Source organism: Nocardioides sp. T2.26MG-1, assembly GCF_950101795.1.
Lineage (GTDB): Bacteria > Actinomycetota > Actinomycetes > Propionibacteriales > Nocardioidaceae > Nocardioides.
Genome location: NZ_CATNLZ010000001.1, coordinates 521,456 through 546,579 on the forward strand (window position 1 = coordinate 521,456; position 25,124 = coordinate 546,579).

Consider the following 25,124-nt stretch of genomic DNA (forward strand, 5'->3'; position numbering starts at 1 on the left):
TCCTAGGTCTCCTGGCGGGGGCCACCGACCAGCACCATGCCGTCGGCGACCCGGACGTCGTACGTCGGGACCCGGATCGCCGCGTCGTCGAGGCACTGTCCGGTGCGCAGGTCGAAGGCCTGCTTGTGCATCGGCGACGCGACGTACGGGATCTCGCCACGGGTGCCGACGATCCCGCGCGCCAACACCGACGCACGTGAACAAGGGTCGTAGTTGGACATCGCATAGACGTTTCCGTCGTGTGTCCGGAAGATTGCGACCGCGACGCCGCCGACGAGGGCCGCGACGCCCCCCTCGACCTCGATCTGGTCGAGGCGGCACACGACGGTGTACGCCGTCAGCACAGCGGGGTCGGTCGAGGTGCTCATCGGGGCGCTCCCACCGGGATCGTCGTGCCGAGGGCCACCGGTCCCGACGATTCGCCGGGCACCGCCTGCTCCCGCTCGGCGCGGAACGTGATGTTGGGGTCCGGGGTGTCCGGGGCGTTCACGAAGGAGACGAAGCGGGCCAGCTTGTCGGGGTCGTCGAGGGTCTCCCTCCACTCGTCGAAGTAGCCGTCGACGTGCCACGCCATCGCCGCCTCGAGCTCCGAGCCGAGGCCGAGCGCGTCGTCGACGACGATCTCGCGCACCCGGTCGAGCCCGCCGTCGAGCGAGTCGATCCACGGCGCGGTCCGCTGGAGCCGGTCGGCGGTGCGGATGTAGTACATGAGGAACCTGTCGAGGTAGCGGATCAGCGTGTCCCGGTCGAGGTCGCCGGCGAGCAGCCGGGCGTGGGCCGGGGTGGCGCCGCCGTTGCCGCCGACGTACAGGTTCCAGCCCTTCTCGGTGGCGATCACGCCGAAGTCCTTGCCGCGCGCCTCGGCGCACTCGCGGGCGCAGCCGCTGACGCCGCCCTTGAGCTTGTGCGGCGACCGCAGGCCCCGGTAGCGCAGCTCGAGGTCGATCGCGAGCTGGACGGAGTCCTGCACGCCGTACCGGCACCACGTCGAGCCGACGCAGGACTTCACGGTGCGCAGCGACTTGCCGTAGGCGTGCCCGGACTCGAACCCGGCGTCGACGAGCCGTCGCCAGATCTCCGGCAGCTGCTCCATGCGGGCGCCGAACAGGTCGATGCGCTGCCCACCGGTGATCTTGGTGTAGAGCCCGAAGTCCTGCGCCACCTGGCCGATCACGATCAGCTTCTCGGGAGTGATCTCGCCGCCGGGGATCCGCGGGACGACCGAGTAGGTGCCGTTGCGCTGGATGTTGGCGAGGTAGGCGTCGTTGGTGTCCTGCAGGGTGCGGGTCGGGCCCTCGAGCACGTGGCCGTTCAGCTGCGAGGCGAGGATCGAGGCGACCGTCGGCTTGCAGACGTCGCAGCCGCGACCGCGGCCGTGCGCCTCGACGATGTCGTCGAACCGCGTGTAGCCGTGCACCGCCACGACGTCGAACAGCTCCTGCCGGGTCAGCGGGAAGTGCTCGCACAGGCTCTTGTCGACGACCCTGCCCTGCGCCGCGAAGAACTCCTCGACGACCTTCTTCACCACCGGCTTGCAGGACCCGCAGGTGCTGCCGGCCTTGGTGCACCTGGTGACGCACGAGGCGCTGTCGCAGGTGCCGCCCTCGCCGACGGCCTCGAGGATCTGCGCCTTCGTCACGTCGTTGCACGAGCAGACCTGCGCCTCGTCGGGAAGTCCCAGCTCCACGCCGCCGCGGCCGACCGGGAGGATCAGCTCCTCGGGGTTGTCGGGCAGCGCGATGCCCGAGGAGACCATCGGGCGGAGCACGCCGTACGCCGACGCGTCGCCGACCAGGATCCCGCCGAGCAGCTGGCGGCCGTCCGCGGAGAGCACCAGCTTCTTGTAGACGCCGGTGACGGCGTCGGCGTACACGAGCTCGAGCGCACCGTCGGTCGCGGCGAACGCGTCACCGAAGGACGCCACGTCGACGCCGAGCAGCTTGAGCTTGGTGGACATGTCCGCGCCGGTGAAGGAGCCCGGGCCACCGAGCAGGGCGTCGACGACCACCTCGGCCATCGCGTAGCCGGGCGCCACGAGGCCATACATCCGCCCGCCGGGGGCGGCGCACTCGCCGATCGCCCAGACGTGCTCGTCGGAGGTGCGGCAGCGCTCGTCGACCAGCACGCCGCCGCGCTCGGCGACGTCGAGGCCGGCGGTCCGCGCCAGCTGGTCGCGCGGGCGGATGCCGGCGGAGAACACGACGACCTCGGCCGGGATCGGCTCCTCGTCGGCGAGCGCCAGACCTTCCACCCGCTCCGCGCCCAGCACCTGCTCGGTGCGCGCACCGGTGTGGACGTGGAGCCCGAGCTTCTCGATGTGGCGCACCAGCGTCGCTCCACCCGCGTCGTCGACCTGCACGGCCATCAGCCGGGGCGCCATCTCGACCACGTGGGTCTCGAGCCCCAGCTGGGCCAGCGCGTTCGCGGCCTCGAGGCCGAGCAGCCCGCCGCCGATGACCGCGCCGACCGTGGCGCCGGCGGCCGCGTCGCGGATCGCCTCGAGGTCGTCGATGGTGCGGTAGACGAAGCAGCCGTCGAGGTCGTGGCCCGGCACCGGCGGCACGAACGGCGCCGCGCCGGTGGCCAGCACGAGCTCGTCGTACGTCAGCACGCTCTCCTGACCCTGGGCGTCGGAGAGCAGCACCGTGCGGGTCTCGGGGTCGAATCCGTCGACGGTGGCGCCGAGCACCAGCCGCACCCGCGGGTCGTCGTACTCGCCGCTCGGCAGGAAGGACAGCTCGTCCGCGCCGACCTCGAAGAACGAGGTGAGCGCGACCCGGTCGTACGCCGGGCGGCTCTCCTCCCCGACCACGACGATGTCGTGGGTCTCGGTGAGGCCGCGCTCGATCGCGGCCTGCACGAACCGGTGGCCGACCATGCCGTGGCCGGCGACCACGAGCGTCTTGCGGTGCTTGGGGCTCATCGGGGGGTTCCTTCCAGGGTGGTGCCCAGGGCTGGGCCCGGGGATTGACGCTGTGCCAGGAGCTGACGGACCGCGGGGGCGCAGCCCCCGCAGCCGGTGGTGGCGCGGGTGGTGTCGCGGGCGTCCGCGAGGGAGGCGCAGGCGCGGATCGCGCCGGCGCTGACGCCTGCGCACGCGCAGACCTCGGCGTCGTCGGGGAGCACGACCGGGCCGGCCGGGCGCTCGCCCATCAGCAGGTCGCCCGGCTCGCTGGGGCCGAGGACCGTGCCGCGGTCGTAGTGCTGGGTGATCAGGCCGATCCGGGACAGGTCGCCGACCAGGGTGGCGGCGACCACGACGCCGTCGCGGACGACGAGCTTGCGGTGGGTGCCGGTGACCGGGTTGGAGACCTCGACGACCTGGCCCTCGGCACGCTCGGGGTCGCCGAGCACCGCGACGTCGAGGCCGGTCGCGCGGAGGCGGGCGACGTTGCGGCTGCCGGTGTAGGCGACCTGCTCGCCACCGAGGTGGCGGGCCAGCAGGGCGGCCTGCTCCCAGGCCGGCGGCACGAACCCGGTGACCTGCATGCCGTGCTGGGCGCAGTCGCCGATCGCGTGGATGCGCTCGTCGCTGGTGCGCAGCTGCTCGTCGACGACGACGCCGCGGCGTACGTCGAGATCCGCGCGGCGGGCCAGCGCCGTCGACGGCCGGCCGCCGGCGGTGAGCACCACGAGGTCCGCCTCGAGGACGTAGCCGTTGTCGAGCACGAGCCCCTCGTCGGTGAGCCGCACCGCCCGGGCCCCGGTGTAGACGCGGGTGCCGAGCTTGCCGAGGTCGCGGGCCAGGATCGCCCCGGCCTTGGCGTCGACCTGGCTGCGCAGCAGGTGGTCGCCGCCCTCGACGACCTCGGTGGCGAGGCCGCGGACGCCCAGCGCGCGGGCGACCTGGAGGCCGAGCAGCCCGCCGCCGACGACGATCGCGTTGCGTGCGGCCGGAACGGCGGCGTCGAGCCGGCGGCAGTCGTCGAGGCTGCGGAAGGCGTGCACCCGGGTGTCGAGCCGGCCGTCGACCCGCACCAGCCCGCGGATCGGCGGCAGCGTCGGGATGCTTCCGGTGGCCAGCACCAGGCGGTCGTAGGCGACCCGGGTCCGGTCGGCGAGCTCGACCTCGCGCTCGTCGCGGTGGATCTCGACGGCGCGCGCGCCGAGCCGCAGGTCGACCTCGTCGGGCAGCGACATCGTGATGCCGGCCGGGTCGTGGGTGCCCTCGAGCACCGCGGACAGCAGGATCCGGTTGTACGGCGGGTGCGGCTCGTCACCGAGCAGCGTGACCTGGTGGGAGGCGGGGTGGGCGCCGGCCAGGCCCTCGACCAGCCGCACCGCCGCCATCCCGGCACCGACGACGACGATCCGCTCGCGCGTGCTCATGCGCTGACCGCCGCGGCGCAGACCTTGAACTCCGGCATCCGGCTCGCCGGGTCGAGCGCGTCGTTGGTGAGCCGGTTGGCGCCGACCCAGTGGAACGGCACGAACACCGTGTCCGGGCGGATCGTGGAGACGACCCGCGCCGGCGCCTTGAGCTCGCCGCGCCGGGTGGTGACGACGACCGGCTCGCCGTCGTACGCGCCGATCCGCATCGCGAGCATCGGGTGCATCTCCACGAACGGCCCGCCATCCGGCAGGCCGGCGACGCGGCGGGTCTGGGCACCGGACTGGTACTGCGCGAGCACCCGGCCGGTGGTCAGGTGGAGGGGGTACGCCGCGTCCGTCGGCTCGGCCGGTCCGCGGTGCTCGACCGCGACGAACCGGGCCCGGCCGTCGGGCGTCGCGAACGACGAGCCGAACAGCCGCGGCGTGCCCGGGTGGTCAGGCGTGGGGCACGGCCAGAACACCCCGTGCTCCTCGCGGATCCGGTCGTAGCTGATGCCGGCGTAGTCGGCGCGACCGCCGCTCGAGGCCCGGCCGAGCTCGGCGAAGACCTCCTCGGCGTCGGTCGAGAACACGACCGGCGAGCCGAGCCGCTCGGCCAGCCCCGCGATCACCTCGAGGTCGGTGCGCACCCCCTCGGGCGGGGCGACGGCCCGCTCGCGGAGGATCACCCGGCCCTCGAGGTTCGTCATCGTGCCGGTCTCCTCGGCCCACTGCGTGACCGGCAGGACGACATCCGCGAGCGCCGCGGTCTCGCTCATCACGATGTCGGCCACGACCAGCAGGTCGAGCGAGTCCAGCCGCGAGGCGACGTGGGTGGCGTTGGGGGCGGACACCACGATGTTGCTGCCGAACACCAGCAGCGCCTGCGGTCCGCCGTCGGTGCCGAGCGCGCCGAGCAGCTCGTACGCCGAGCGCCCCGGGCCGGGCAGCGACGCCGCCGGCACGCCCCACACGCCGGCGACGTGGTCGCGCGCGGCGGGGTCGTCGATCATCCGGTAGCCGGGCAGCTGGTCGGCCTTCTGGCCGTGCTCGCGGCCGCCCTGCCCATTGCCCTGGCCGGTGAGGCAGCCGTAGCCGGCGTGCGGCTTGCCGGGCATGCCGAGCGCGAGCGCCAGGTCGATCCAGGCGAGCACGGTGTCGGTGCCCTGCGCGTGCTGCTCCGCGCCGCGGGCGGTGAGAACGGTGACCTTCCCGGCCTCGGCCAGCAGCCGCGCGCACTGGCGCACCTGCGCGGTCTCGACGCCGGTGACCCGCTCCACGCGCTCGGGCCACCACGCGGCGATCGAGCGGCGGACGTCCTCCCACCCGGTCGTCCGCGCGGCGACGTACTCCTCGTCGACGGCGCCGGCCGCGTCGAGCAGGTGCAGCAGCCCGAGCGCCAGCGGCAGGTCGGTGCCCGGCACCGGCTGGAGGAACAGGTCGGCCCGCTCGGCGGTGGCGGTACGCCGGGGGTCGACGACGACCACGCGGCCGCCGTTCTCGCGGAGCCGGTCGAGGTGCCGTGCGGCCGGCGGCATGGTCTCGGCGAGGTTGGAGCCGACGAGCACGAGCACGTCGGTGTGCTCGACGTCGGCCAGCGGGAACGGCAGCCCGCGGTCGATCCCGAAGGCCCGGTTGCCGGCGGACGCGGCCGACGACATGCACCAGCGGCCGTTGTAGTCGATCTGGCTGGTGCCCAGCGCGACCCGGGCGAGCTTGCCGAGCTGGTAGGCCTTCTCGTTGGTGAGCCCGCCGCCCCCGAACACCGCGACCGCGTCCGGGCCGTGCTCGGCGCGCAGCTCGCGCAGCCGGCCGGCGACGAGGTCGAGCGCCTCGTCCCAGCCGGCCGCGCGGAGCTCGCCGCTCACCCGGTCGCGCACCAGGGGTGTCGTCAGCCGCTCCCGGTGACCGCGCAGCGCGGCCGCCGTCCAGCCCTTGCGGCACAGCGCGCCCTCGTTGACCGGGAACTCCGGCCAGGGCTGCACCTCGAGGGCACGGCCGGTCCGCTCCAGGACCATGCCGCACTGGAGCGAGCAGTAGGGACAGTGGGTCCGGGTCATCAGATGCCCGCGTTGGCCAGGCTCACGTGCGCCTTCGCCTCGTGCGGGCGGCGGACGAAGACCGCCCAGGTCACGGCGGCGCACACGACGTAGAACCCGGTGAACACCACGAACGCGCCCTTGGTCGCCTCCATCGGCTGGTCGACCCAGGGCGAGCTGAACGCGATCGGGATCAGGAAGCCGCCGATCGCGCCGACGGCACCGATGACGCCGATCGCGGCCGAGGCCTTCTTGGTGCCCGCGTGCAGAGCGGCCGCCCGCTCGGCGCTGCCCGCCGGTGTCGCCCGCTCGGCCTGGGTGCGGAAGATCGCCGGGATCATCTTGTACGTCGAGCCGTTGCCGATGCCGGTGGCGGCGAAGACACAGAGGAAGAACGCCAGGAACCAGGGGAACCAGGACCGGTTGTCCTCGGCGATGCCCGCGCTCTGGTCGGGGTTGGGCGTGAGCTGGGTGAGCGTCCACAGCACCGCGAGCGTGAACACGATCATCGCGGCGAACGCGGCCAGCGTCACCCGCGCACCGCCGAACCGGTCGGCGAGCCAGCCGCCGAGCGGGCGGGTGGCCGAGCCGACCAGCGCGCCGAGGAAGGCGTAGTAGGCGAAGTAGATGCCGGTGCCGAGCGGCGCCGGGTCGGCGACCCAGAAGTTCAGCTTGATCAGCAGCGGCATCGCGGCCGAGTAGCCGATGAACGAGCCGAAGGTGCCGATGTAGAGGAACGCCATCACCCAGGTCTGCCGCTCCTTGACCACCTGGAGCTGCTCGCGGGGCTTGGACTTGGCCGAGGAGAGGTTGTCCATGAAGAAGTACGCCGCGAGCGTCGCCACGACCGCGAGCCCGGCGTACACGTAGGCCGCGCGCTGCAGGCTGATGCCGCTGTCGGCGGCCTTGACCAGGCCGAAGATGCCGGCGCCGCCGACGATCACCGGGAGGAACAGCTGGATCAGCGAGACGCCGAGGTTGCCGCCGGCGGCGTTGAGGCCGAGGGCGGCGCCCTTCTTGGCAGCGGGGTAGAAGAAGTTGATGTTCGCCATCGAGCTGGCGAAGTTGCCGCCGCCGAGGCCGGCGGTGGCGGCGATCAGGCAGAACGCCCAGTACGGCGTGCCCGGGTGCTGCACGGCGTACGCGAAGCCGAGCGTCGGCACCAGCAGCAGCCCCGCGCTGACCATCGTCCAGTTGCGGCCGCCGAACTTCGGCACCGCGAACGTGTAGGGCAGCCGCAGCAGCGAGCCGACGAGGTTCGGCAGCGCGACCAGGAGGAACAGCTGCTGGGGGGTGTAGCCGAAGCCCATCGAGACCAGGAACGCCGAGCTGACGCTCCAGATCAGCCACACCGAGAACCCGAGGTGCTCGGCGAAGATCGACCACACCAGGTTGCGGCGGGCGACCTGCCGGCCGCCGCTCTCCCAGAACTCCGGCTCCTCGGGTCGCCAGTCGTCGATCCAGCCTCCGGTCCGGTGGACCGGCGCATTGGGGGCCGCCCCGGTTGACGGCGCCGTCGCGGGCGGGTTGCTCGCCCCAGTGTGAGTGAGGGTCATGGGTGCTCCTGAGGGGTTCGGGTGGTCCCACCTTCGGTAGCGCAGGTAACGCCCGCCTCAGCCCGCCGTACCGGAAACGTCAACTTCCGCTCACGGCCTCACGGGGCTCACGACCTCACCGCAGCACCCCGTGGTTTCGAGGCTCCCTTCGCTCGCACCTCAACCACCGGCCCGCACGGTGGCTGAGGTGCGAGGGCCGCCAGGCCCGAGCCTCGAAACCACCACTCCCCCGTCGCGCCGACCCTCACGGTGGTTGAGGTGCGAGGGCCGCCAGGCCCGAGCCTCGAAACCACCACACACCGGACGCGCTCCGTCCGCGGCGACCGCTCGTCGCGCGCAGGCGACCGCTCACCGATCATCGGCGCCCGCTCGTCGCGTGCTCGTGACCCACCTCTCAACGGAGCCCGCGAGGTGGACCTACGGTGACGCCGATCACACACCGGAAGGGGTGCCCCGTGTCCGACCTCCAGCAACAGCCCCCGGGACTGCCGCATGACCCGGCCGCCCGGCACGACCCGATCTACGACCGTCTGGTCCAAGAGCCCGAGTTCGTCCAGCTCCGCAAGCTCTACCGCGGCTTCGTGTTCCCCGCGACCGTCGCGTTCCTGACCTGGTACCTGCTCTACGTGGTGATGAGCAACTGGGCGACCGGGTTCATGGACACCCAGGTCGTCGGCAACATCAACGTGGCGCTCGTCTTCGGGCTCCTCCAGTTCGCCACGACGTTCGCCCTCGCGTGGTTCTACAGCTGGTTCTCGACCACCCGTCTCGACCCGCTGGCACGCACGCTCGACGAGGACTACATCGCCGAGCTGGGACGGAGGCCCTGACGTGGACGACAACCAGACCCTCACCTCGATCCTGTTCCTGGCCGTCGTCGCTCTGACGGTCGCCATCACGTTCTGGGCGAGCCGGCAGACCAGCGGCACCGCCGACTTCTACGCCGGCGGCCGCGGCTTCTCCGGGTTCCAGAACGGCCTCGCCATCGGTGGCGACTACATGTCGGCGGCGTCGTTCCTGGGCATCTCCGGCGCGATCGCGCTCTTCGGGTACGACGGCTTCCTGTACTCGATCGGCTTCCTCGTCGCCTGGCTGGTGGCCCTGCTGCTGGTCGCGGAGATGCTGCGCAACTCCGGCCGCTACACGATGGCCGACCAGCTCGCGTTCCGGATGCGTCAGCGCCCGGTGCGGATGGCGGCTGCGTCCTCGACCGTGGTCGTCTCGATCTTCTACCTGCTCGCCCAGATGGTCGGCGCCGGCGCCCTGGTGTCGCTGCTGCTCGGGCTCGACAGCCAGGCCGCTAAGAACCTGACGATCGCCGCCGTCGGCGCGCTGATGGTCTTCTACGTGACCGTCGGCGGCATGAAGGGCACCACGTGGGTGCAGATCGTGAAGGCCGTGCTGCTGATGGCCGGCTCCGCGCTCATCGTGGTCCTGGTGCTCGCGAAGTTCGACTTCAACATCTCCGAGCTGCTCGGCGCGGCCGCGGACAACTCGGGCGCCGGCCAGGCGTTCCTGGAGCCCGGGCTGAAGTACGGCGCGACCACGACCAGCAAGCTCGACTTCCTGTCGCTCGGCATCGCGCTGGTGCTCGGCACGGCCGGCTTGCCGCACATCCTGATCCGCTTCTACACGGTCCCGACGTCGCGGGACGCCCGCAAGTCGGTGCTGTGGGCGATCGGCCTGATCGGCGTCTTCTACCTGTTCACGCTGGTGCTCGGCTTCGGTGCCGCGGCGCTGCTGGACACCGGCACCCTCGACGCCAGCGGCAACCTCGCCTCGCCGAGGCTGGCAGAGGAGGTCGGCGGTGGGGCCGGATCGACCGGTGGCGCGGTGCTGCTGGCCCTGATCGCGGCCGTCGCGTTCGCGACGATCCTGGCCGTGGTCGCGGGGCTGGTGCTCACGTCGTCGGCCTCGGTGGCGCACGACATCTACAACAACGTCGTGAAGAAGGGCAAGGCGACCGAGCGCGACGAGCTCCGAGTGGCGCGACTCGCCGCCGGCGCCATCGGCGTGGTGGCGATCCTGCTGGCGATCCCGGCGCAGAACCTCAACATCGCGTTCCTGGTGGCGCTGGCCTTCGCGATCGCGGCGTCCGCCAACCTGCCCGCGATCGTCTACAACATGTTCTGGCGGCGCTTCAACACCCGCGGCGCCGTGTGGAGCATCTACGGCGGTCTCATCTCCGCCGTGGGCCTGGTGTTCTTCTCGCCGGTCACCTCCGGCAAGGGCGTGGACGCCACCGGCAAGAACCTGTCGCTGCTGCCGACCAGCATCGACATCTCGTGGTTCCCGCTGGAGAACCCCGGCATCGTCTCGATCCCGCTGGGCTTCTTCCTCGGCTGGCTCGGCACCGTCACCTCGAAGGAGCCGACCGCCGAGGACCGGTTCACCGAGCTCGAGGTCCGGGCCCTCAGTGGGGCCGGATCGGAGAAGGCGATCCAGCACTGACGCACCGCAGCGGCCCACGGGGGAGGGTGCCCGGCGACCACCGTCGCCGGGCACCCGGCCGCGTTCCCACCCGCACTAATGTGGCCCGTACCACACGGCCTTGATGATCCGCTGACGCACAGGAGCGAGAAGTGACCGACGAGACCCTGTCCAACCTGCTCAAGGAAGACCGCCGCTTCGAGCCCCCGGCGGGGATCGCCGCGGACGCCAACCTGAAGGCCGAGGCCTACGAACGCGCGGCGTCCGACCGCGAGGCGTTCTGGGCCGAACAGGCCGAGCGACTCGACTGGGACCAGCGCTGGGACCGCGTGCTGGACTGGGACGATGCCCCGTTCGCCAAGTGGTTCGTGGGCGGGCGGATCAACGCAGCCTACAACTGCGTCGACCGCCACGTGGCCGCCGGGCGCGGCGACAAGGTCGCGCTGCACTGGGTGGGCGAGCCCCTGGACGACACCCGCGACATCACCTACGCCGAGCTCCAGGACGAGGTGTGCCGGGCCGCCAACGCGCTGACCGACCTCGGGGTCCGCACCGGCGACCGGGTCGCGATCTACCTGCCGATGATCCCGGAGGCCGTGGTCGCGATGCTCGCCTGCGCCCGCATCGGCGCCCCGCACACCGTCGTCTTCGGCGGCTTCTCCGCGGACGCGCTGGCCTCCCGCCTCGACGACTGCGAGGCCAAGGTCGTGATCACCTCCGACGGCGGCTACCGCCGTGGGTCCGCCTCCGCGCTCAAGCCCGCGGTCGACGAGGCGCGCACCAAGACCAGCGTCGTGGAGAAGGTCCTCGTCGTCCGGCGCACCGGCCAGGACGTCGCGTGGGACGACGCCGTCGACGTCTGGTGGCACGACGCGGTCGGGTCCGCCTCGAGCGAGCACGCGTGCGAGTTCTTCGACTCCGAGCACCCGCTGTACGTCATGTACACGTCGGGCACCACCGGCAAGCCGAAGGGCATCCTGCACACGACCGGCGGCTACCTCGTGGGGACGTCGTACACCCACTGGGCGGTGTTCGACCTCAAGCCCGAGACGGACGTCTACTGGTGCTCGGCCGACATCGGCTGGGTCACCGGGCACTCCTACATGGTCTACGGACCGCTCGCGAACGGCGCGACGCAGGTGATGTACGAGGGCGTCCCGGACAGCCCCGAGCGCGGCCGCTGGTGGCAGATCATCCAGGACTACAAGGTCACGATCTTCTACACCGCCCCCACGGCGATCCGGTCCTTCATGAAGCAGGGCCGGGAGATCCCCGACAAGTACGACATGACGAGCCTGCGCATCCTCGGGTCGGTCGGCGAGCCGATCAACCCCGAGGCGTACGTCTGGTACCGCCACGTCATCGGCGGCGACCGCACCCCGGTCGTGGACACCTGGTGGCAGACCGAGACCGGGATGATCATGATCAGCCCGCTCCCGGGCGTCACCGCCGGCAAGCCCGGCTCGGCGATGACGGCCATCCCGGGCATCGCCGCCGAGGTGGTCAACGACGACGGCGACCCGGTGCCCAACGGATCCGGCGGCTACCTCGTGCTCACCCAGCCGTGGCCCGCGATGCTGCGTACGATCTGGGGCGACGACCAGCGCTACAAGGACACCTACTGGTCCCGCTTCGCTCGCCAGGGCTACTACTTCGCCGGCGACGGCGCGAAGAAGGACGAGGACGGCGACATCTGGGTGCTCGGCCGGGTCGACGACGTCATGAACGTCTCCGGCCACCGGCTCTCCACCACCGAGATCGAGTCCGCGCTCGTCTCCCACCCCAAGGTCGCCGAGGCCGCGGTGGTGGGTGCGAAGGACGAGGACACCGGCCAGGCGGTCTGCGCGTTCGTGATCCTCCGCGAGGAGGCGGGCGACGGCGGCGAGGACATCGTGCAGGAGCTGCGCCAGCACGTGCGCAAGGAGATCGGCCCGATCGCCACCCCGCGGCAGATCATGATCGTCCCCGAGCTGCCCAAGACCCGCTCCGGCAAGATCATGCGCCGCCTCCTTCGCGACGTGGCCGAGCACCGCGAGGTCGGCGACGTCACCACGCTGGCGGACTCCTCGGTCATGGACCTGATCTCCGCCAGGCAGGACTCCGGCAAGGAGGACTGACCGCCGCCGAGCCGACGATGCGTCGCGTCACGGGACGGTCGGTAGGGTGGACGGCGGTGAGCCGGGAAGTCTGGTCGGCACGGTGACAGACGACCCTGAGGAGCCCCATGCCTGACGCCCACCCCGCCGGCCCACCCGGGACCGGCCGCCCCCGCCTGTTCGCCCGCGGCTCGTTCCTCGAGACGTCCCGCACCGCGCACATCCTGCGCGCGGAGACCACCGGCGGGCTGCTGCTCATCACCGCCGCCGCGATCGCGATGACCTGGGCCAACACGCCGTGGTCCGAGGCGTACGCCGACCTGCGCGACCTGCGGGTCGGCCCGGAGGCGTGGCACCTCGACCTGACGCTCGGCTCCTGGGCGGGCGACGGCCTGCTGGCGATCTTCTTCTTCGTGGCCGGCCTGGAGCTCAAGCGGGAGTTCGTGGCCGGCGACCTGCGCGACCCGCGGCGGGCCGCCCTGCCGGTGGCCGCGGCGGTCGGCGGGATGGTGGTGCCCGCCCTGGCCTACGCGCTGTGGAACCTCGGTGCCGACGGCGCCCTCGAGGGCTGGGCCATCCCGACGGCGACCGACATCGCGTTCGCGGTCGCTGTGCTCGCGGTGATCAGCACCCACCTACCCTCGGGCCTGCGCACGTTCCTGCTGACGTTGGCGGTCGTCGACGACCTGTTGGCGATCACGATCATCGCGGCGTTCTACACCAGCGACCTCCGCCTGGCCTACCTCGCCGCGGCGCTGGTGCCGATCGCGATGTTCGGGTTCCTGGTCCAGCGACGCGTGCACCGCGGCTGGATGCTCGTCCCGCTCGCGCTCGTCGCGTGGGTGCTCGTCCACGAGTCCGGGGTGCACGCCACGGTCGCGGGCGTCCTGCTCGCGTTCACCGTCCCGGTCGTGCGGTCCGACGGCAACACCGGCCCCGGCCTGGCCGAGCACCTCGAGCACCTGGTCCGTCCGGTCTCGGCGGGCATCGCCGTACCCGTCTTCGCGTTCTTCGCCGCCGGCGTCACGATCGGCGGCCTCGACGGGCTGCGCGGTGCGCTGACCGATCCCGTCGCGCTCGGCATCGTCACCGGTCTCGTGGTCGGCAAGACCGTCGGGATCGCCGGGTCGACCTGGCTGCTGCACACGTTCACCAAGGCCGACCTCGACGACGAGCTGAGCTGGATCGACGTCATCGGGATGTCGATGCTCGCCGGCATCGGGTTCACGGTGTCGCTGCTGATCGGCGAGCTCGCCTTCGGCTCGGGGAGCGAGCACGACCACGTCAAGGTCGCGGTGCTCGTGGGCTCACTGCTCGCCGCCGTCCTGGCCGCCGTGGTGCTGCGGCTGCGCAACCGGGTCTACCGGCACCTGTGCGAGGTCGAGGAGGCGGACGCCGACCGCGACGGCGTGCCCGACGTGTTCGAGGAGCGCTAGGACCTGCTAACGCGGCTCGGTCGCTCCGCGCTCGCCCAGCCGCTCCGGCAGGATCTCGCGGAGCACGGTGGTGAGTGTGATCGCGCCGATCATCGGCGCGGTCTTGCCCGGACCGTCCACGACGGCCACCAGGGGGCTGCGCTCGACGACCATCAGCACCGCGACCTCCAGCACCGTGTCGTCGGGCCGGACCACCGGCAGGTCGTCGTGGTCGCGGGGCAGCAGCTCGGCGACGGTCTTGCCGACCAGGGCGTCGCACATCTGGTCGACGAACGAGTCATCGACGACGGAGGCGAGCTTCACGTCGTCCTGGAGGTAGCCCGGGATCACCAGGCGGAGGACCTGCGACCCGGGCAGGATCGCCACCGGGTGGTCGTGCTCGTCGACGACGACCAGCGCCGGCCGGTGGTGCTCGGTGAGCAGCCGGGCCGCCTCGACGGCGCTGCTGCCGAGACCGACGGTCGGGTACGGTTCTGCGAGCTCACTGGCCAACACCCTGGCGACGCTATCCCACGTGCCCCTCGTCGGCGAGCGCGGACGACGATAGGGTCGAGCCAGGTGTGCCGGGAAGCCTGGTCGGCGTCGTTCCGCCAACCCCTCAGGAGCCTGTGTGGCCATCGTCGCCGTCGTCATCTTCCTCTGCGCCTACGCTCTCCTGGCGTCCGAGAAGGTGCACCGCACGAAGGTCGCCCTCGGTGGCGCCGCCCTGATGCTGCTGCTGCGCATCACCGACGCCGACCACGCGTTCTTCTCCGACCACACCGGCATCGAGTGGAACGTCGTCTTCCTGCTGCTCGGCATGATGGTGATCGTCGCCGTGCTGCGCCGTACCGGCGTCTTCGAGTACGTCGCGATCTGGGCCGCCAAGCGCACCCGCGGGCGGCCGTACGCCCTCATGGTGATGCTGTGCGTGCTCACCGCGGTCGCCTCCGCGCTGCTCGACAACGTCACCACGGTCCTGCTGATCGCGCCGGTGACGTTCCTGGTCTGCCAACGCCTCGGGCTGCGCCCGGTGCCGTTCCTGATGGCCGAGGTCTTCGCCTCGAACATCGGCGGCACCGCGACGCTCGTCGGTGACCCGCCCAACATCATCATCGCCGCCCGTGGTGGCCTCACGTTCAACGACTTCCTGGTCCACCTCGCGCCGATCGTGGTGGTGCTGATGGTGGCGTTCTGCCTCCTGTGCCGGTGGCTGTTCCGGCGCGACTTCGTCTACGACGCCGAGCGGGCCGCGTCGGTGATGCGGCTCAACGAGCGCGAGGCGATCACCGACCGGGGCATGCTCATCAAGGGCCTCGGCGTGCTCGGTCTGGTGATGATCGCGTTCGTCCTCCACCCTGTCCTCCACTACGAGCCGTCGGTGGTGGCGCTGCTCGGGGCCGGGCTGCTGCTGCTGATCACCGACGTCGATCCGGTCGACGCGATGGGCGAGGTCGAGTGGCCCACCCTGGCCTTCTTCGCGGGGCTCTTCATCATGGTCGGCGGCCTCGTGGAGACCGGCGTGATCGCCGACGTCTCGCAGGCCACGGCGGATGCGACCGACGGACGGCTGGGCCTCGCCACCATGGTGCTGCTCGGCGGCTCGGCGGTCCTGTCGGCGATCGTCGACAACATCCCGTACGTCGCGACGATGAGCCCCGTCGTGTCCGACCTGGTCGCCGCCCAGGGATCGGGCGGGCACGTCCTGTGGTGGGCGCTCGCACTCGGCGCGGACCTCGGCGGCAACGCGACCGCGATCGGCGCGTCGGCCAACGTCGTGGCCCTCGGCATCGCCGCGCGGGAGGGGCACCCGATCGGGTTCTGGGAGTTCACCAAGTACGGCCTGGTCGTGACCGTCGTGACCATCGCGCTGTGCGTGCCCTACCTGTGGCTGCGCTACCTCTGAGCCGGGATCCACGCCGGGGCTGCCGGCGGGTGACGCGGTCGGTAAGGTCGGACCCAGCACTGACCGAATCGACCAGGGGATGCACATGACCCAGCAGGTGAACGACCAGGACCCGACCATCGGCCGGCTGGTTCACGACGCCAGCCGGGACATCTCGACGCTGATCCAGAAGGAGATCCAGCTCGCCAAGTCCGAGCTGAAGGTGAGCGTCCAGGCCGGCGGCATCGGCATCGGCCTGTTCGCGGCGGCCGGCTTCGTGGCCGTGCTGGCCGTGATCATGCTGTCGGTCGCGATCGCCTACTTCATCAACTGGAACGGCGACGGCCTCGCACTGCACTGGGCATTCCTGATCGTGTTCGGCTTCTACCTGCTGCTCGCCGGCCTGATGGTGTTCGTCGGCATCCGCAAGGTCAAGCAGGTGCGCGCGCCCGAGCGGGCCATCGGCCAGGGTCGCGAGATCCCCAAGGCACTCAAGGGCCAGAGCTGACGGGTCACCGTCAGCCCGCACACCCACCCGTCGAGACCTGGCTGGAGCCGGTCAGCCCGGCGGCTGCGGCCGCCGACACCTGCCCGGCCGTGAGCGCGTAGCCGGTGTCGTGGTCGGTGACCGAGGCCGCGAACACCACGCCGACGACGTCGCCGGCCGAGGACAGGATCGGGCCGCCGGAGTTGCCCGGGAGGATCCGGCCGCGCAGCGAGTACACCTCGCGGATCACCGCGCCGTCTCCGTAGATGTTCGGCGAGCGCAGCCGCTGCTCGGAGCGGATCCGGGCGGGCTCCACGTGGAACGGCCCATCCTGGGGGTAACCCAGGATCGCGACGCCGTCCTGGGCCTCTGCGGTGCGGTCGAACCGCAGAGCCGGCAGGTCGTCGCTGTCGAAGGAGAGCACGGCGACGTCGATGTCGGGGTTGTAGTAGACGACCTCGGCCGACACGGTCTCGTCGTCGACGACGACCTCGGGGTCGTCGATGCCCGCCACGACGTGCGCGTTGGTCATCAGCCGGTTGGCGGCGTACAGGAAGCCGGAGCCCTCGACGCCGCGGCCGCACTCGTTGGTGCCACGGATCTTCAGCACGCTCGCCTCGGCCCGCTGCACGTCGGGGTCCTCGAGCAGGCGCTTGGGCCCGGGGCCGACCTCGATGATGCGCTCGGGCGCGAACGGCTCGAGGTAGCGCGGGAAGAAGCTGGTGCCGACCACGTCGTTGAACGCCTGGAGGGCGCCGTCGGCCGTCGCAGGCATCACCTCGTCGACGTGCGCGAGCACCGTCGACTCGCGCACGAGCGGCGTGATGCCGCCGATCCGCGAGCCGGAGATCGCGACGCCGAGGGCCCACGAGACCAGCAGCACCGCGAACGCGCTCAGCAGCGCGCCCCCGACCGCGTCGAGCGCGCGTGCGGGCTGCCAGGTGATCCGCGCGCGGATCCGGGCACCGGCGAACTGCAGCACGGCCTGGCCGAGCGAGGCGGAGAGGATCACGATGAACAGCGCGCCCAGGGAGACCATCAGCGAGGGGTTGGCGTCGCCCAGCGCGATCGGCGCCAGCCAGACCCCGAACAGGCCGCCGAGCAGCAGGCCGCCGGTGGCGAAGGCCCCGGTGATGAACCCCTGCCAGTAGCCCGAGAGCGCGTAGGCGAGCACCAGCACCACGAGCAGCCAGTCGAGGAGGTTCACCGGCGACCCTCCTCGATGTCCAGCAGGTCGTCGTCGGTCGGCGCCCGTCGAGGGCGATCCTGCAGCATGTACGCCGGGAGGTCGCGCAGGCGCGACTCGTCCCACGGGCGGGTCCAGCCCAGGAAGTCGAACAGCCGGGCGATGATGCCGCCGGTGAAGCCCCACAGGATCACGTCGTGGTCGGGCCCGATGAGGAAGCCGGGGCTCTGGTAGCCGCCCCGGGGGTGGCGCACGGTGATGCGGTGCTCGGGGTCGAGCAGCTCGTCGATCGGGACGTGGTGGATCGCGTGCACCTCGGCCCGGCTCACCACGCTCACCGCGCCGGGCTCGCGCCACCAGCCGAGGATCGGGGTGACCGCGAAGTTGCTCGGCGGCAGCCACAGCTCGGGCAGCTGGCCGAAGACCTCGACCGACGACGGGTCGACGCCCACCTCCTCCTGGGCCTCACGGAGCGCCGCCTGCACCGGGGTCTCGCCCGGGTCGAGGGAGCCGCCCGGGAAGGAGACCTGACCGGGGTGGGACCGCATGTCGTGGGCGCGCTCGGTGAGCAACAGCTCACCGCCCTGGGCGCCCTCGCCGAACAGCATCAGCACGGCGCCGAGCCGGGCGTTGCCACCCGGCGGCGGGGTGAACTTCGTGAGCTCGTCGGCGGAGATCCGGGCGGCGCCGTCGCGCACCGGCACCAGCCACTCGGGGATCACAGGTCGGTCCCGAGGTGCTCGTTGACCAGGTCGACGAGCTGGTCCACGCTCTTGATCTCGACCGGCTGCCGGTGGACGACCGCTCCGTCCGCGTCGATCAGCACCACCCAGGGGAGGCCCGGGATCGTCGGGAACGCGTCGGAGCCCTCGATGCTCGAGCCCGGGTCGGCGAGGAGCGGGTAGGTGACACCGGTGTCGCGTGCGAGCTCGAGAGCGGCCTGCGGCTGCACGTCGTTGTAGTCCACGCCGAGGACCGGCACCCGGTCGCCGTAGCGCTCGTAGAACTTCTGGTAGACGGGCAGCTCGTTGCGGCACGGACCGCACCAGGACGCCCAGAGGTTGACGACCATCGGGCCGCGGAGCCCGCCGACGTCGACGGCGTCGCCTCCACCGAGGCAGGGCAGGGTCACCTCGGGCATGCCGTCGTCGACGGCGGCGTCGGTGGTCGACCGGCACGGCTCGATGCCGGCGTCCTGCCGGATGGCCCGGAGCGCTGGGGTGTCCACGTCGACCTTCGCCTCGCCGGGGGGCTTCGGGAGGTCGCCGGAGTCGCAGGCGCCGAGGACGAGCACGGCCGCGACGAGCGCGGCCGGGAGGAGTCGCCTCATGCTCTGCCCTCGGTCTTCACCAGCTTCGCCGCCGCGACCGGGTCGGTCGGGCCTTCGCCGTACGCCGGGCACCACTGCGCCACCGGGCAGGCACCGCACGCGGGGTTGCGCGAGTGGCAGACGCGGCGGCCGTGCCAGATGAGGTGGTGGCTGAGCATCGTCCAGTCGCGCTTGTCGAACAGCGCGCCGACGGCGTGCTCGACCTTGACGGGATCGGTCTCGTCGGTCCAGGCGAAGCGGCGGGCGAGCCGGCCGAAGTGGGTGTCGACGGTGATGCCGGGGATGCCGAAGGCGTTGCCGAGCACGACGTTCGCGGTCTTGCGGCCGACGCCGGGGAGCGCGACCAGGTCCTCGAGCCGGGGCGGGACGTCGCCGCCGTGGCGCTCGACCAGCGCGGCGCTGAGCTTGAGGAGCGACTCGGTCTTGGCCCGGAAGAACCCCAGCGGCCCGACGATGCCCTCGAGGGTGGCCCGGTCGGCCGCGGCCATCGCCTTGGCGTCGGGATAGGCGGCGAACAGCGTCGGCCGCACCGCGTTGACCCGCTTGTCGGTGGTCTGGGCCGAGAGCACGGTGACCACCAGCAGCTCGAAGGGATTGTCGAAGTCGAGCTCGCACCGGGCGTCGGGGTAGGTTGCGGCGAGCGCCCGGTCGATCTTGCGGGCGCGCCGTACCAGATTGGTCCGGGACTCGGGGGCTGCGGGCACGGCCCAAGGGTACGGTGGCCCGCCGACGGGTACGGAGTCCCGCGTGCCCGGCCGGTCCCGGAGTCGACATACGGCGGGCGGTTGTTCCTGTGACCTTCCCCACTGGATAGGATCAGCGTGGTACCCGTGTGCTGCGGGGCCATCTCATGAGGAGGAACCCGTGGACAACGACGTGCTCCGTCAGGCTCCGCTGTTCAGCGCGCTCGACGACGAGGCCGCGACGGCGTTGCGCGCCTCGATGACGGAGAGCAAGCTGCGCCGAGGCGACGTGCTGTTCCACGAGGGTGACTCCGGCGACAAGCTCTACATCGTGCTCGACGGCAAGGTGAAGCTCGGCCGCACCTCCTCCGACGGCCGCGAGAACCTCCTCGCGATCCTGGGCCCCGGCCAGATGTTCGGCGAGCTGTCGCTCTTCGACCCGGGCCCGCGCTCGGCGACGGTGACCGCGGTCACCGACGTGACGTTCGCGTCGCTCTCCCACGAGGACCTGCTGCGCTGGCTCGAGGGTCGTCCCGTGGTCGCCCGCGGGCTGCTCACCCAGCTCGCCGGCCGGCTGCGCAAGGCCAACGACGTGGTCGCCGACCTGGTGTTCTCCGACGTCCCCGGCCGAGTCGCCAAGGCACTGCTCGACCTCGCCGACCGCTTCGGCCGCACCGCCGACGACGGCGTCCACGTGCACCACGACCTCACCCAGGAGGAGCTGGCCCAGCTGGTCGGCGCCTCCCGCGAGACCGTCAACAAGGCGCTCGCCGACTTCGCCTCCCGCGGCTGGCTGCGCCTCGAGCCCCGCTCGGTCGTGATCATGGACGTCGAGCGTCTGGGCCGCCGCGCCCGGTAGCCGGGCCGGTCCGGTCCGGAGGATCCCCGGTACACCGGGGAACCTTGCGCTTGTCGGCGGTTGCAACGGCCGAGAAGCGCAAGAGGTGGCCGAGAAGTTCGGCCCAGGGGGGACCTCGCCACGCGCGCGGCCAGCTGGCGTCGGAGCACTCTGAGCGTCGTCGCAGCCGACGGCACGCTGCGCGCCCACCGGGTCACCGGTCCCGACCAACCGCGCGACCTCGCCACCCTCCCCGGTGGCCGTCGCCGGGTCCTCGCGCCGGACCCGGCCGGCGACGACAGCTTGCGGTCGATCGAGCTCGGCGGCGAGCGACTGGCCCAGCACGGTGTCGCGGTGGTCGAGGACAGCACCATGCACTCCCTCAGCATCGCCGTCGAGCTGCTCGACCGGCGCATCCCAGCGCCGATCGCCCCTCGCCCGACTGGCCGTGGTCGCAACAGCGCAAGGACCTCGTGCTCTGGGGCGGCATCCTCCTGCTGGTGCTGTTGGAAGTTGGTCGGCGATACGTCGCCGTCGTCAGCGTCGCTCGGCCAGGTAGGCCAGCTGAGCTCGCACCGACAGCTCGGCGGCGCCCCAGAGGACCGGGTCGACGTCCTGGTAGACGATCTCGACGACCCGGCGGGGCAGCTCGTCGACCGCGATGCCCTCGGGGTGGGGCGCGGACTGCAAGGACGACAGAGCGGAGGCGACCTGCTCGAGTCGCTCGCGCCGGTGGGCGATGTAGAAGTCGAGGGCGCCGAGCGCGTCGGCGATCACCGGCCCGTGGCCGGGCCAGATCGACGAGACCTCGTGCGCCGACGCCAGCGCGTGCAGCCGGTCGAGCGAGTCGAGGTAGGCGCCGAGCTGCCCGTCGGGGTGGGCGACCACGGTGGTGCCGCGGCCGAGCACGGTGTCGCCGGTGAGCACCGCGCCCTCCGCCGGCAGCAGGAACGACAGCGAGTCGGCCGTGTGCCCGGGCGTCGCGACCACCCGGACCTCCAACCCGTCGACGGAGACCACGTCCCCGTCGCCGAGGCCCTCCGAGCCCAGGCGGTACGCCGGATCCAGGGCCCGGACACCGCACCCCATCCGCTCGGCGAACTCGCGGGCCGCCTCGGCATGGTCCGCGTGGTGGTGGGTCAGCAGCACGACGCCGACCTCACCGGCCACCGCGGCCACCGCGTCCAGGTGGGCCGGGATCGACGGCCCCGGGTCGACCACGACCGACCGGCGCGCGCCCGGTTCGCGCAGCACCCAGGTGTTGGTGCCGTCGAGCGTCATGACGTCGGCGTTGGGCGCGAGCACGCACTGCGCCCGCGACCCGAAGGTCCCGCCCGCCCAGCTCATCCGGACCAGCCCACGTCAGGCGCCCCGGTGCGCGGCCAGGATCGGCCGCTGGTGCTCGGGGATCGACAGCGTCCACCCGTCGTCCATCGCCTCGATGCCGGGGGTGTGCATCTCGACCACGCGCCCGTGCGCGGCCTCGACGACCTCCCGCGGTGAGCCGAACTGCGCCACCTCCAGTGACGTGAGGTACGTCGGCGGCATCATCAGCATGTCGCCGCGCTCGGCCTGGGCGACGGCGTCGGCGGCCGGCAGCCAGGTCACCGAGGACGACTCGGTCGACACGTCGCGGGTGCGCTGACCCTCGGGCAGCAGCGCCACGAAGAACCAGGTGCGGTAGCGCTTCGGCTCGAACACCGGGGTGAGCCAGCCGCCCCAGACGCCGAGCAGGTCGGTGCGCAGCACCAGCCCGCGGGCGGCGAGGAACGACGTCATCGCGAGCTCGCGCGACTCCAGCGCGTGCCGGTCGGCCTCCCAGTCGTCGCTCGTGGTGTCGGCGACGACCTCGTCGGCCGAGGCACCCGCCAGCAGCACGCCGGACTCCTCGAAGGTCTCCCGGACCGCCGCGCACACCAGCGCCCGCGCCAGGTGCTCGTCGCAGCCGAGCCGCTCGGCCCACTCGGCCGGCTGCGGTCCGGCCCAGGCGACGGTCGCGTCGAAGTCGCGCGGGTCCACGCCGCCGCCGGGGTAGACGCACATCCCGCCGGCGAACTCCATCGTGGTGTGCCGGCGCAGGTAGTAGACCTCCGGCCCGTGCGCGGACGACCGCAGCAGGATCACCGTCGCCGCGTCCCGCGGCTCGGCGGGGTCGCGGCGGCCGTCGGCGTACTCGCGGGCGAGCTCGACGACCTGGTCCGGCAGCGGGATCGGCGGGATCGGGATCCTCACCCGATCACCCCGTCACCCGCACCACGATCTCCACCTCGACCGGGGAGTCCAGCGGCAGCACCGGCACGCCGACGGCCGACCGGGCGTGCACGCCCGCGTCGCCGAAGACCGTGCCGAGCAGCTCGGAGGCGCCGTTGGCGACCTGCGGCTGCCCGGTGAAGTCCGGCGTGGAGGCGATGAACGCGACGACCTTGACGACCTGCGCGACCCGCGACAGGTCGCCGACCACGGACTTCACCGCGGCGATCGCGTTGAGCGCGCACTGCTGCGCGCACAGCGTCGCCTCCTCGGCGCTCACCTCGCCACCGACCTTGCCGGTCACCATCAGCTCGCCGCCGCGCATCGGCAGCTGGCCGGAGGTGAAGACGAGGTCGCCGGACGCGACGGCCGGGACGTACGCCGCCACCGGCTTGGCCACCTCGGGCACCGCGAGCCCGAGCTCGGCGAGCCGCTCCTCGGGGCTCGTCATGCCAGCGGCCGCTTGAAGTAGCCGACGAGGTTCTCGGGGTTCATGCCGGGCGCGATCTGCACCAGCTCCCACCCGTCGGCGCCGAAGTTGTCCAGGATCTGCTTGGCCGCGTGCGTGAGGATCGGGGCGGTCAGGTACTCCCACTTGGTCATGCCGGGCACCCTACTCGGGACGCACGACGGATCCACCCGTGGACGGACGCCGGCGGCCGAGCGCCGCACTAGGGTCGCACTCGTGACCACCGTGTCCCCCGAGCCCGCCGCGGAGCGCCAGCCGTGGCGACTCGGCCCGCGCGGCCAGGTGTGGTTCGACGTCGCGCTCGGCGTCGCCCTGCTGGCCCCGGTGGCGGCGTTCCCCGTGCTCGGCCTCGGCTGGGTGTCCACCGTCCTCGCGGTGGCCCAGCTGCTGCCGCTGTTCTGGCGCCGGCGCCACCCGCAGCTGGTGTTCGCGGCGGTCGCGGTGGCGAGCGCGGCGCAGGCGCTGGTCATCGACAACCCCCTGTGGAGCCAGGTCGCGTTCGCGGTCGCGACGTACTCCGTCGCCCGCTACGCCCCGGCGGTCCGGGGCCTCCTCGCGCTCGCCGCGGGCCTCTGCGGGGCGGCCGTCGCGGCCGTCGACTGGCTGCGCGGGCTGAAGGCGGAGCTGACCGTCGGCACCGTCGGCTCCTACTTCCTCACGGTCGCGATGATCGTGGTCGCCGCGTGGGCGCTCGGCACCCTGGGCCGGGTCCGGCGGGCGTACGTCGACGCCGTGGTCGAGCGCGGCCGGCGGATCGAGCGCGAGGCGGCCCAGCAGGTCGCGCTCGCCGCCTCCGACGAGCGTGCCCGCATCGCCCGCGAGATGCACGACGTGGTCGCCCACGGGCTGTCGGTGATCGTGGTCCAGGCCGACGGGGCGCGGTACGCCGCCGGGCGGGACCCCGCCGCGGCCGCCGCGGCCCTCGAGGCGATCTCGGCGACCGGCCGCGCGTCGCTCACCGAGATGCGCCGGATGCTGGGACTGCTGCGCTCCGACCCCGACGCGAACGGGACGGCCCTGCGTCCCCAGCCGGGGCTGGCCGACCTCGACGCGCTCGTCGCGGAGGCCGGCGCCGCCGGGGCACACGTCGACGCGACCTTCCCGGCGGACGTCAGCGGCGTGCCCGACGGCGTCGCGCTCACGACGTACCGCGTCGTCCAGGAGGCGCTCACCAACGTCCGCAAGCACGCCGGTCCCGAGGTGGCCGTCCGCGTGGAGGTCCGGGTCGCCGACGGCACCGGGATCGAGGTGCTCGTCGAGGACGACGGGCGCGGCGCGGCCGCACCCTCCGACGGTCGGGGACTCGGCCTGGCCGGCATGCGCGAGCGGGTCACCGTGCACGGCGGCACAGTCGAGGCCGCCCCCCGCCCGGGAGGCGGCTTCCGGGTGGCTGCGAGGCTGCCCCTGTGAGCCCCGAGCCCAGCCACGAGCCCAGCCACGGGCCCAGCCCCGGGCCGATCCGGGTCTTCCTCGTCGACGACCAGCAGATGGTGCGCGGCGGGTTCCGGATGCTCGTGGAGAGCCAGCCCGACCTCACGGTGGTCGGGGAGGCCGGCGACGGCGCCGAGGCGGTGCAGCGGCTGGCGGTCACCCGTGCCGACGTGGTGCTGATGGACGTGCGGATGCCGCGGCTCGACGGCGTCGAGGCGACCCGGGCGATCACCGGCCGCGGCGAGGTGCCGCGGGTGATCGTGCTGACGACGTTCGACCTCGACGAGTACGCCTTCGCCGCGATCAGGGCCGGCGCCGCGGCGTTCCTCCTCAAGGACGCCCCGCCCGAGGACCTGCTGTCGGCGATCCGCACCGTGCACGCCGGCGACTCGGTCGTCGCCCCCAGCACCACCCGCCGCCTGCTCGACCACTTCGCCGCCACGCTGCCCGACCCGGACGCGGGGCCGTCGGCCGACGACCGCCTGACGGCGCTCACCGACCGGGAGCGCGAGGTGCTCGTCGAGGTCGGCCGCGGCCGCTCCAACTCCGAGATTGCCGCCGACCTGGTGGTCGCCGAGGCGACGGTCAAGACCCACGTGAGCCGGCTGCTCGCCAAGACCGGGTCCCGCGACCGGGTCCAGCTGGTGGTCCTGGCGTACGAGACCGGCCTGGTCCGTAGTCCCTGAGTCGTACGTCGGGTCGGTTCCCCGGGCTGACG

General features: G+C 72.5%; 23 protein-coding genes. 9 read left to right on the plus strand and 14 right to left on the minus strand.

Going from position 1 to position 25,124, the window contains the following annotated elements; translation table 11 throughout:
* Positions 1–2: 2 nt before the first annotated feature.
* The 5 genes from nirD to QQZ14_RS02595 are packed head-to-tail and all read right to left on the minus strand — an operon-like array spanning position 3 to position 7,906.
* A complete protein-coding gene (gene nirD, locus QQZ14_RS02575; RefSeq protein ID WP_284532602.1) occupies positions 3–368 on the minus strand; it encodes a nitrite reductase small subunit NirD in 366 nt (121 codons plus the stop codon).
* Entirely contained in the window at positions 365–2,923 is a 2,559-nt protein-coding gene (nirB, locus tag QQZ14_RS02580; RefSeq protein ID WP_284532603.1) for a nitrite reductase large subunit NirB, read from the minus strand. Before nirB ends, nirD begins: the two co-directional genes overlap by 4 nt.
* Positions 2,920–4,329, minus strand: a complete 1,410-nt coding sequence (locus QQZ14_RS02585; protein WP_284532604.1) for an FAD-dependent oxidoreductase — start codon at positions 4,327–4,329, stop codon at positions 2,920–2,922. Before QQZ14_RS02585 ends, nirB begins: the two co-directional genes overlap by 4 nt.
* Positions 4,326–6,371, minus strand: coding sequence for a molybdopterin oxidoreductase family protein (locus tag QQZ14_RS02590; RefSeq protein ID WP_284532605.1), 2,046 nt, complete (start codon positions 6,369–6,371; stop codon positions 4,326–4,328). The genes QQZ14_RS02585 and QQZ14_RS02590 overlap by 4 nt, the downstream gene beginning before the upstream one ends.
* A complete protein-coding gene (locus QQZ14_RS02595; protein WP_284532606.1) occupies positions 6,371–7,906 on the minus strand; it encodes an MFS transporter in 1,536 nt (511 codons plus the stop codon). The genes QQZ14_RS02590 and QQZ14_RS02595 overlap by 1 nt, the downstream gene beginning before the upstream one ends.
* Positions 7,907–8,361: 455 nt before the next feature.
* Between QQZ14_RS02595 and QQZ14_RS02600 the strand changes: the two genes are divergently transcribed.
* From QQZ14_RS02600 to nhaA, 4 genes are all read left to right on the plus strand, one after another.
* Positions 8,362–8,736, plus strand: a complete 375-nt coding sequence (locus QQZ14_RS02600) for a DUF485 domain-containing protein (protein WP_284532607.1) — start codon at positions 8,362–8,364, stop codon at positions 8,734–8,736.
* 1 nt (position 8,737) lies between these two features.
* Positions 8,738–10,357, plus strand: coding sequence for a solute symporter family protein (locus QQZ14_RS02605; protein WP_284532608.1), 1,620 nt, complete (start codon positions 8,738–8,740; stop codon positions 10,355–10,357).
* 131 nt (positions 10,358–10,488) lie between these two features.
* Positions 10,489–12,453 carry an acetate--CoA ligase gene (gene acs / locus QQZ14_RS02610; protein WP_284532609.1) on the plus strand — a complete coding sequence of 655 codons (1,965 nt, stop codon included), beginning with the start codon at positions 10,489–10,491 and terminating at the stop codon, positions 12,451–12,453.
* Between the two features lie 107 nt (positions 12,454–12,560).
* Complete coding sequence (gene nhaA / locus QQZ14_RS02615) at positions 12,561–13,868, plus strand: Na+/H+ antiporter NhaA (RefSeq protein ID WP_284532610.1); 1,308 nt, start codon at positions 12,561–12,563, stop codon at positions 13,866–13,868.
* 6 nt (positions 13,869–13,874) lie between these two features.
* Here nhaA and QQZ14_RS02620 read toward each other — a convergent pair whose 3' ends face one another.
* A complete protein-coding gene (locus QQZ14_RS02620) occupies positions 13,875–14,363 on the minus strand; it encodes a CBS domain-containing protein (RefSeq protein ID WP_284532611.1) in 489 nt (162 codons plus the stop codon).
* Between the two features lie 115 nt (positions 14,364–14,478).
* Here QQZ14_RS02620 and QQZ14_RS02625 point away from each other — a divergent pair, with 115 nt between their 5' ends.
* Positions 14,479–15,753 (plus strand): ArsB/NhaD family transporter, encoded by a 1,275-nt coding sequence (locus QQZ14_RS02625; protein WP_284532612.1) that lies wholly within the window; start codon positions 14,479–14,481, stop codon positions 15,751–15,753.
* 85 nt (positions 15,754–15,838) lie between these two features.
* Positions 15,839–16,240 carry a phage holin family protein gene (locus QQZ14_RS02630; protein ID WP_284532613.1) on the plus strand — a complete coding sequence of 134 codons (402 nt, stop codon included), beginning with the start codon at positions 15,839–15,841 and terminating at the stop codon, positions 16,238–16,240.
* Positions 16,241–16,250: 10 nt separating this feature from the next.
* Here the strand turns inward: QQZ14_RS02630 and QQZ14_RS02635 are convergent, their stop codons facing one another.
* Genes QQZ14_RS02635 through nth form a run of 4 tightly spaced genes read right to left on the minus strand, consistent with a single transcriptional unit; the run spans position 16,251 to position 19,439 of the window.
* Positions 16,251–17,426 carry a MarP family serine protease gene (locus QQZ14_RS02635; protein ID WP_284532614.1) on the minus strand — a complete coding sequence of 392 codons (1,176 nt, stop codon included), beginning with the start codon at positions 17,424–17,426 and terminating at the stop codon, positions 16,251–16,253.
* Positions 17,423–18,127 carry an NUDIX hydrolase gene (locus tag QQZ14_RS02640; protein ID WP_284532615.1) on the minus strand — a complete coding sequence of 235 codons (705 nt, stop codon included), beginning with the start codon at positions 18,125–18,127 and terminating at the stop codon, positions 17,423–17,425. Before QQZ14_RS02640 ends, QQZ14_RS02635 begins: the two co-directional genes overlap by 4 nt.
* Positions 18,124–18,735, minus strand: coding sequence for a TlpA family protein disulfide reductase (locus QQZ14_RS02645; protein WP_284532616.1), 612 nt, complete (start codon positions 18,733–18,735; stop codon positions 18,124–18,126). The genes QQZ14_RS02640 and QQZ14_RS02645 overlap by 4 nt, the downstream gene beginning before the upstream one ends.
* Entirely contained in the window at positions 18,732–19,439 is a 708-nt protein-coding gene (gene nth / locus QQZ14_RS02650) for an endonuclease III (RefSeq protein WP_284532617.1), read from the minus strand. Before nth ends, QQZ14_RS02645 begins: the two co-directional genes overlap by 4 nt.
* A 160-nt stretch (positions 19,440–19,599) precedes the next feature.
* Here nth and QQZ14_RS02655 point away from each other — a divergent pair, with 160 nt between their 5' ends.
* Positions 19,600–20,277 (plus strand): Crp/Fnr family transcriptional regulator, encoded by a 678-nt coding sequence (locus QQZ14_RS02655; RefSeq protein ID WP_284532618.1) that lies wholly within the window; start codon positions 19,600–19,602, stop codon positions 20,275–20,277.
* 516 nt (positions 20,278–20,793) lie between these two features.
* Here QQZ14_RS02655 and QQZ14_RS02660 read toward each other — a convergent pair.
* Genes QQZ14_RS02660 through QQZ14_RS02675 form a run of 4 tightly spaced genes read right to left on the minus strand, consistent with a single transcriptional unit; the run spans position 20,794 to position 23,109 of the window.
* Positions 20,794–21,603: an MBL fold metallo-hydrolase gene (locus QQZ14_RS02660; RefSeq protein WP_284532619.1), complete on the minus strand. Its 810-nt coding sequence runs from the start codon at positions 21,601–21,603 to the stop codon at positions 20,794–20,796.
* A 15-nt stretch (positions 21,604–21,618) separates the two neighbouring features.
* The gene (locus tag QQZ14_RS02665) at positions 21,619–22,488 is read right to left on the minus strand and encodes an NUDIX hydrolase (RefSeq protein WP_284532620.1); all 870 of its coding nucleotides are present in this window, start codon (positions 22,486–22,488) and stop codon (positions 21,619–21,621) included.
* A gap of 4 nt (positions 22,489–22,492) precedes the next feature.
* Positions 22,493–22,957: a RidA family protein gene (locus QQZ14_RS02670; RefSeq protein WP_284532621.1), complete on the minus strand. Its 465-nt coding sequence runs from the start codon at positions 22,955–22,957 to the stop codon at positions 22,493–22,495.
* On the minus strand, positions 22,954–23,109 hold the full coding sequence (locus QQZ14_RS02675) for a DUF4177 domain-containing protein (protein ID WP_243060190.1): 156 nt from the start codon (positions 23,107–23,109) through the stop codon (positions 22,954–22,956). Before QQZ14_RS02675 ends, QQZ14_RS02670 begins: the two co-directional genes overlap by 4 nt.
* Positions 23,110–23,191: 82 nt before the next feature.
* Here QQZ14_RS02675 and QQZ14_RS02680 point away from each other — a divergent pair, with 82 nt between their 5' ends.
* Positions 23,192–24,385 carry a sensor histidine kinase gene (locus QQZ14_RS02680; protein ID WP_284532622.1) on the plus strand — a complete coding sequence of 398 codons (1,194 nt, stop codon included), beginning with the start codon at positions 23,192–23,194 and terminating at the stop codon, positions 24,383–24,385.
* Positions 24,382–25,092, plus strand: coding sequence for a response regulator transcription factor (locus QQZ14_RS02685; RefSeq protein ID WP_284532623.1), 711 nt, complete (start codon positions 24,382–24,384; stop codon positions 25,090–25,092). The genes QQZ14_RS02680 and QQZ14_RS02685 overlap by 4 nt, the downstream gene beginning before the upstream one ends.
* Positions 25,093–25,124 lie beyond the last annotated feature (32 nt).

Coding starts and splice junctions, on each gene's coding strand:
- nirB (WP_284532603.1), bottom strand. CDS start 2,923: ATGAGCCCCAAGCACCGCAAGACGCTCGTGGTCGCCGGCCACGGCATG.
- QQZ14_RS02630 (WP_284532613.1), top strand. CDS start 15,839: ATGACCCAGCAGGTGAACGACCAGGACCCGACCATCGGCCGGCTGGTT.
- QQZ14_RS02670 (WP_284532621.1), bottom strand. CDS start 22,957: ATGACGAGCCCCGAGGAGCGGCTCGCCGAGCTCGGGCTCGCGGTGCCC.
- nhaA (WP_284532610.1), top strand. CDS start 12,561: ATGCCTGACGCCCACCCCGCCGGCCCACCCGGGACCGGCCGCCCCCGC.
- QQZ14_RS02590 (WP_284532605.1), bottom strand. CDS start 6,371: ATGACCCGGACCCACTGTCCCTACTGCTCGCTCCAGTGCGGCATGGTC.
- QQZ14_RS02595 (WP_284532606.1), bottom strand. CDS start 7,906: ATGACCCTCACTCACACTGGGGCGAGCAACCCGCCCGCGACGGCGCCG.
- QQZ14_RS02660 (WP_284532619.1), bottom strand. CDS start 21,603: ATGAGCTGGGCGGGCGGGACCTTCGGGTCGCGGGCGCAGTGCGTGCTC.
- nirD (WP_284532602.1), bottom strand. CDS start 368: ATGAGCACCTCGACCGACCCCGCTGTGCTGACGGCGTACACCGTCGTG.
- QQZ14_RS02585 (WP_284532604.1), bottom strand. CDS start 4,329: ATGAGCACGCGCGAGCGGATCGTCGTCGTCGGTGCCGGGATGGCGGCG.
- QQZ14_RS02675 (WP_243060190.1), bottom strand. CDS start 23,109: ATGACCAAGTGGGAGTACCTGACCGCCCCGATCCTCACGCACGCGGCC.
- QQZ14_RS02645 (WP_284532616.1), bottom strand. CDS start 18,735: ATGAGGCGACTCCTCCCGGCCGCGCTCGTCGCGGCCGTGCTCGTCCTC.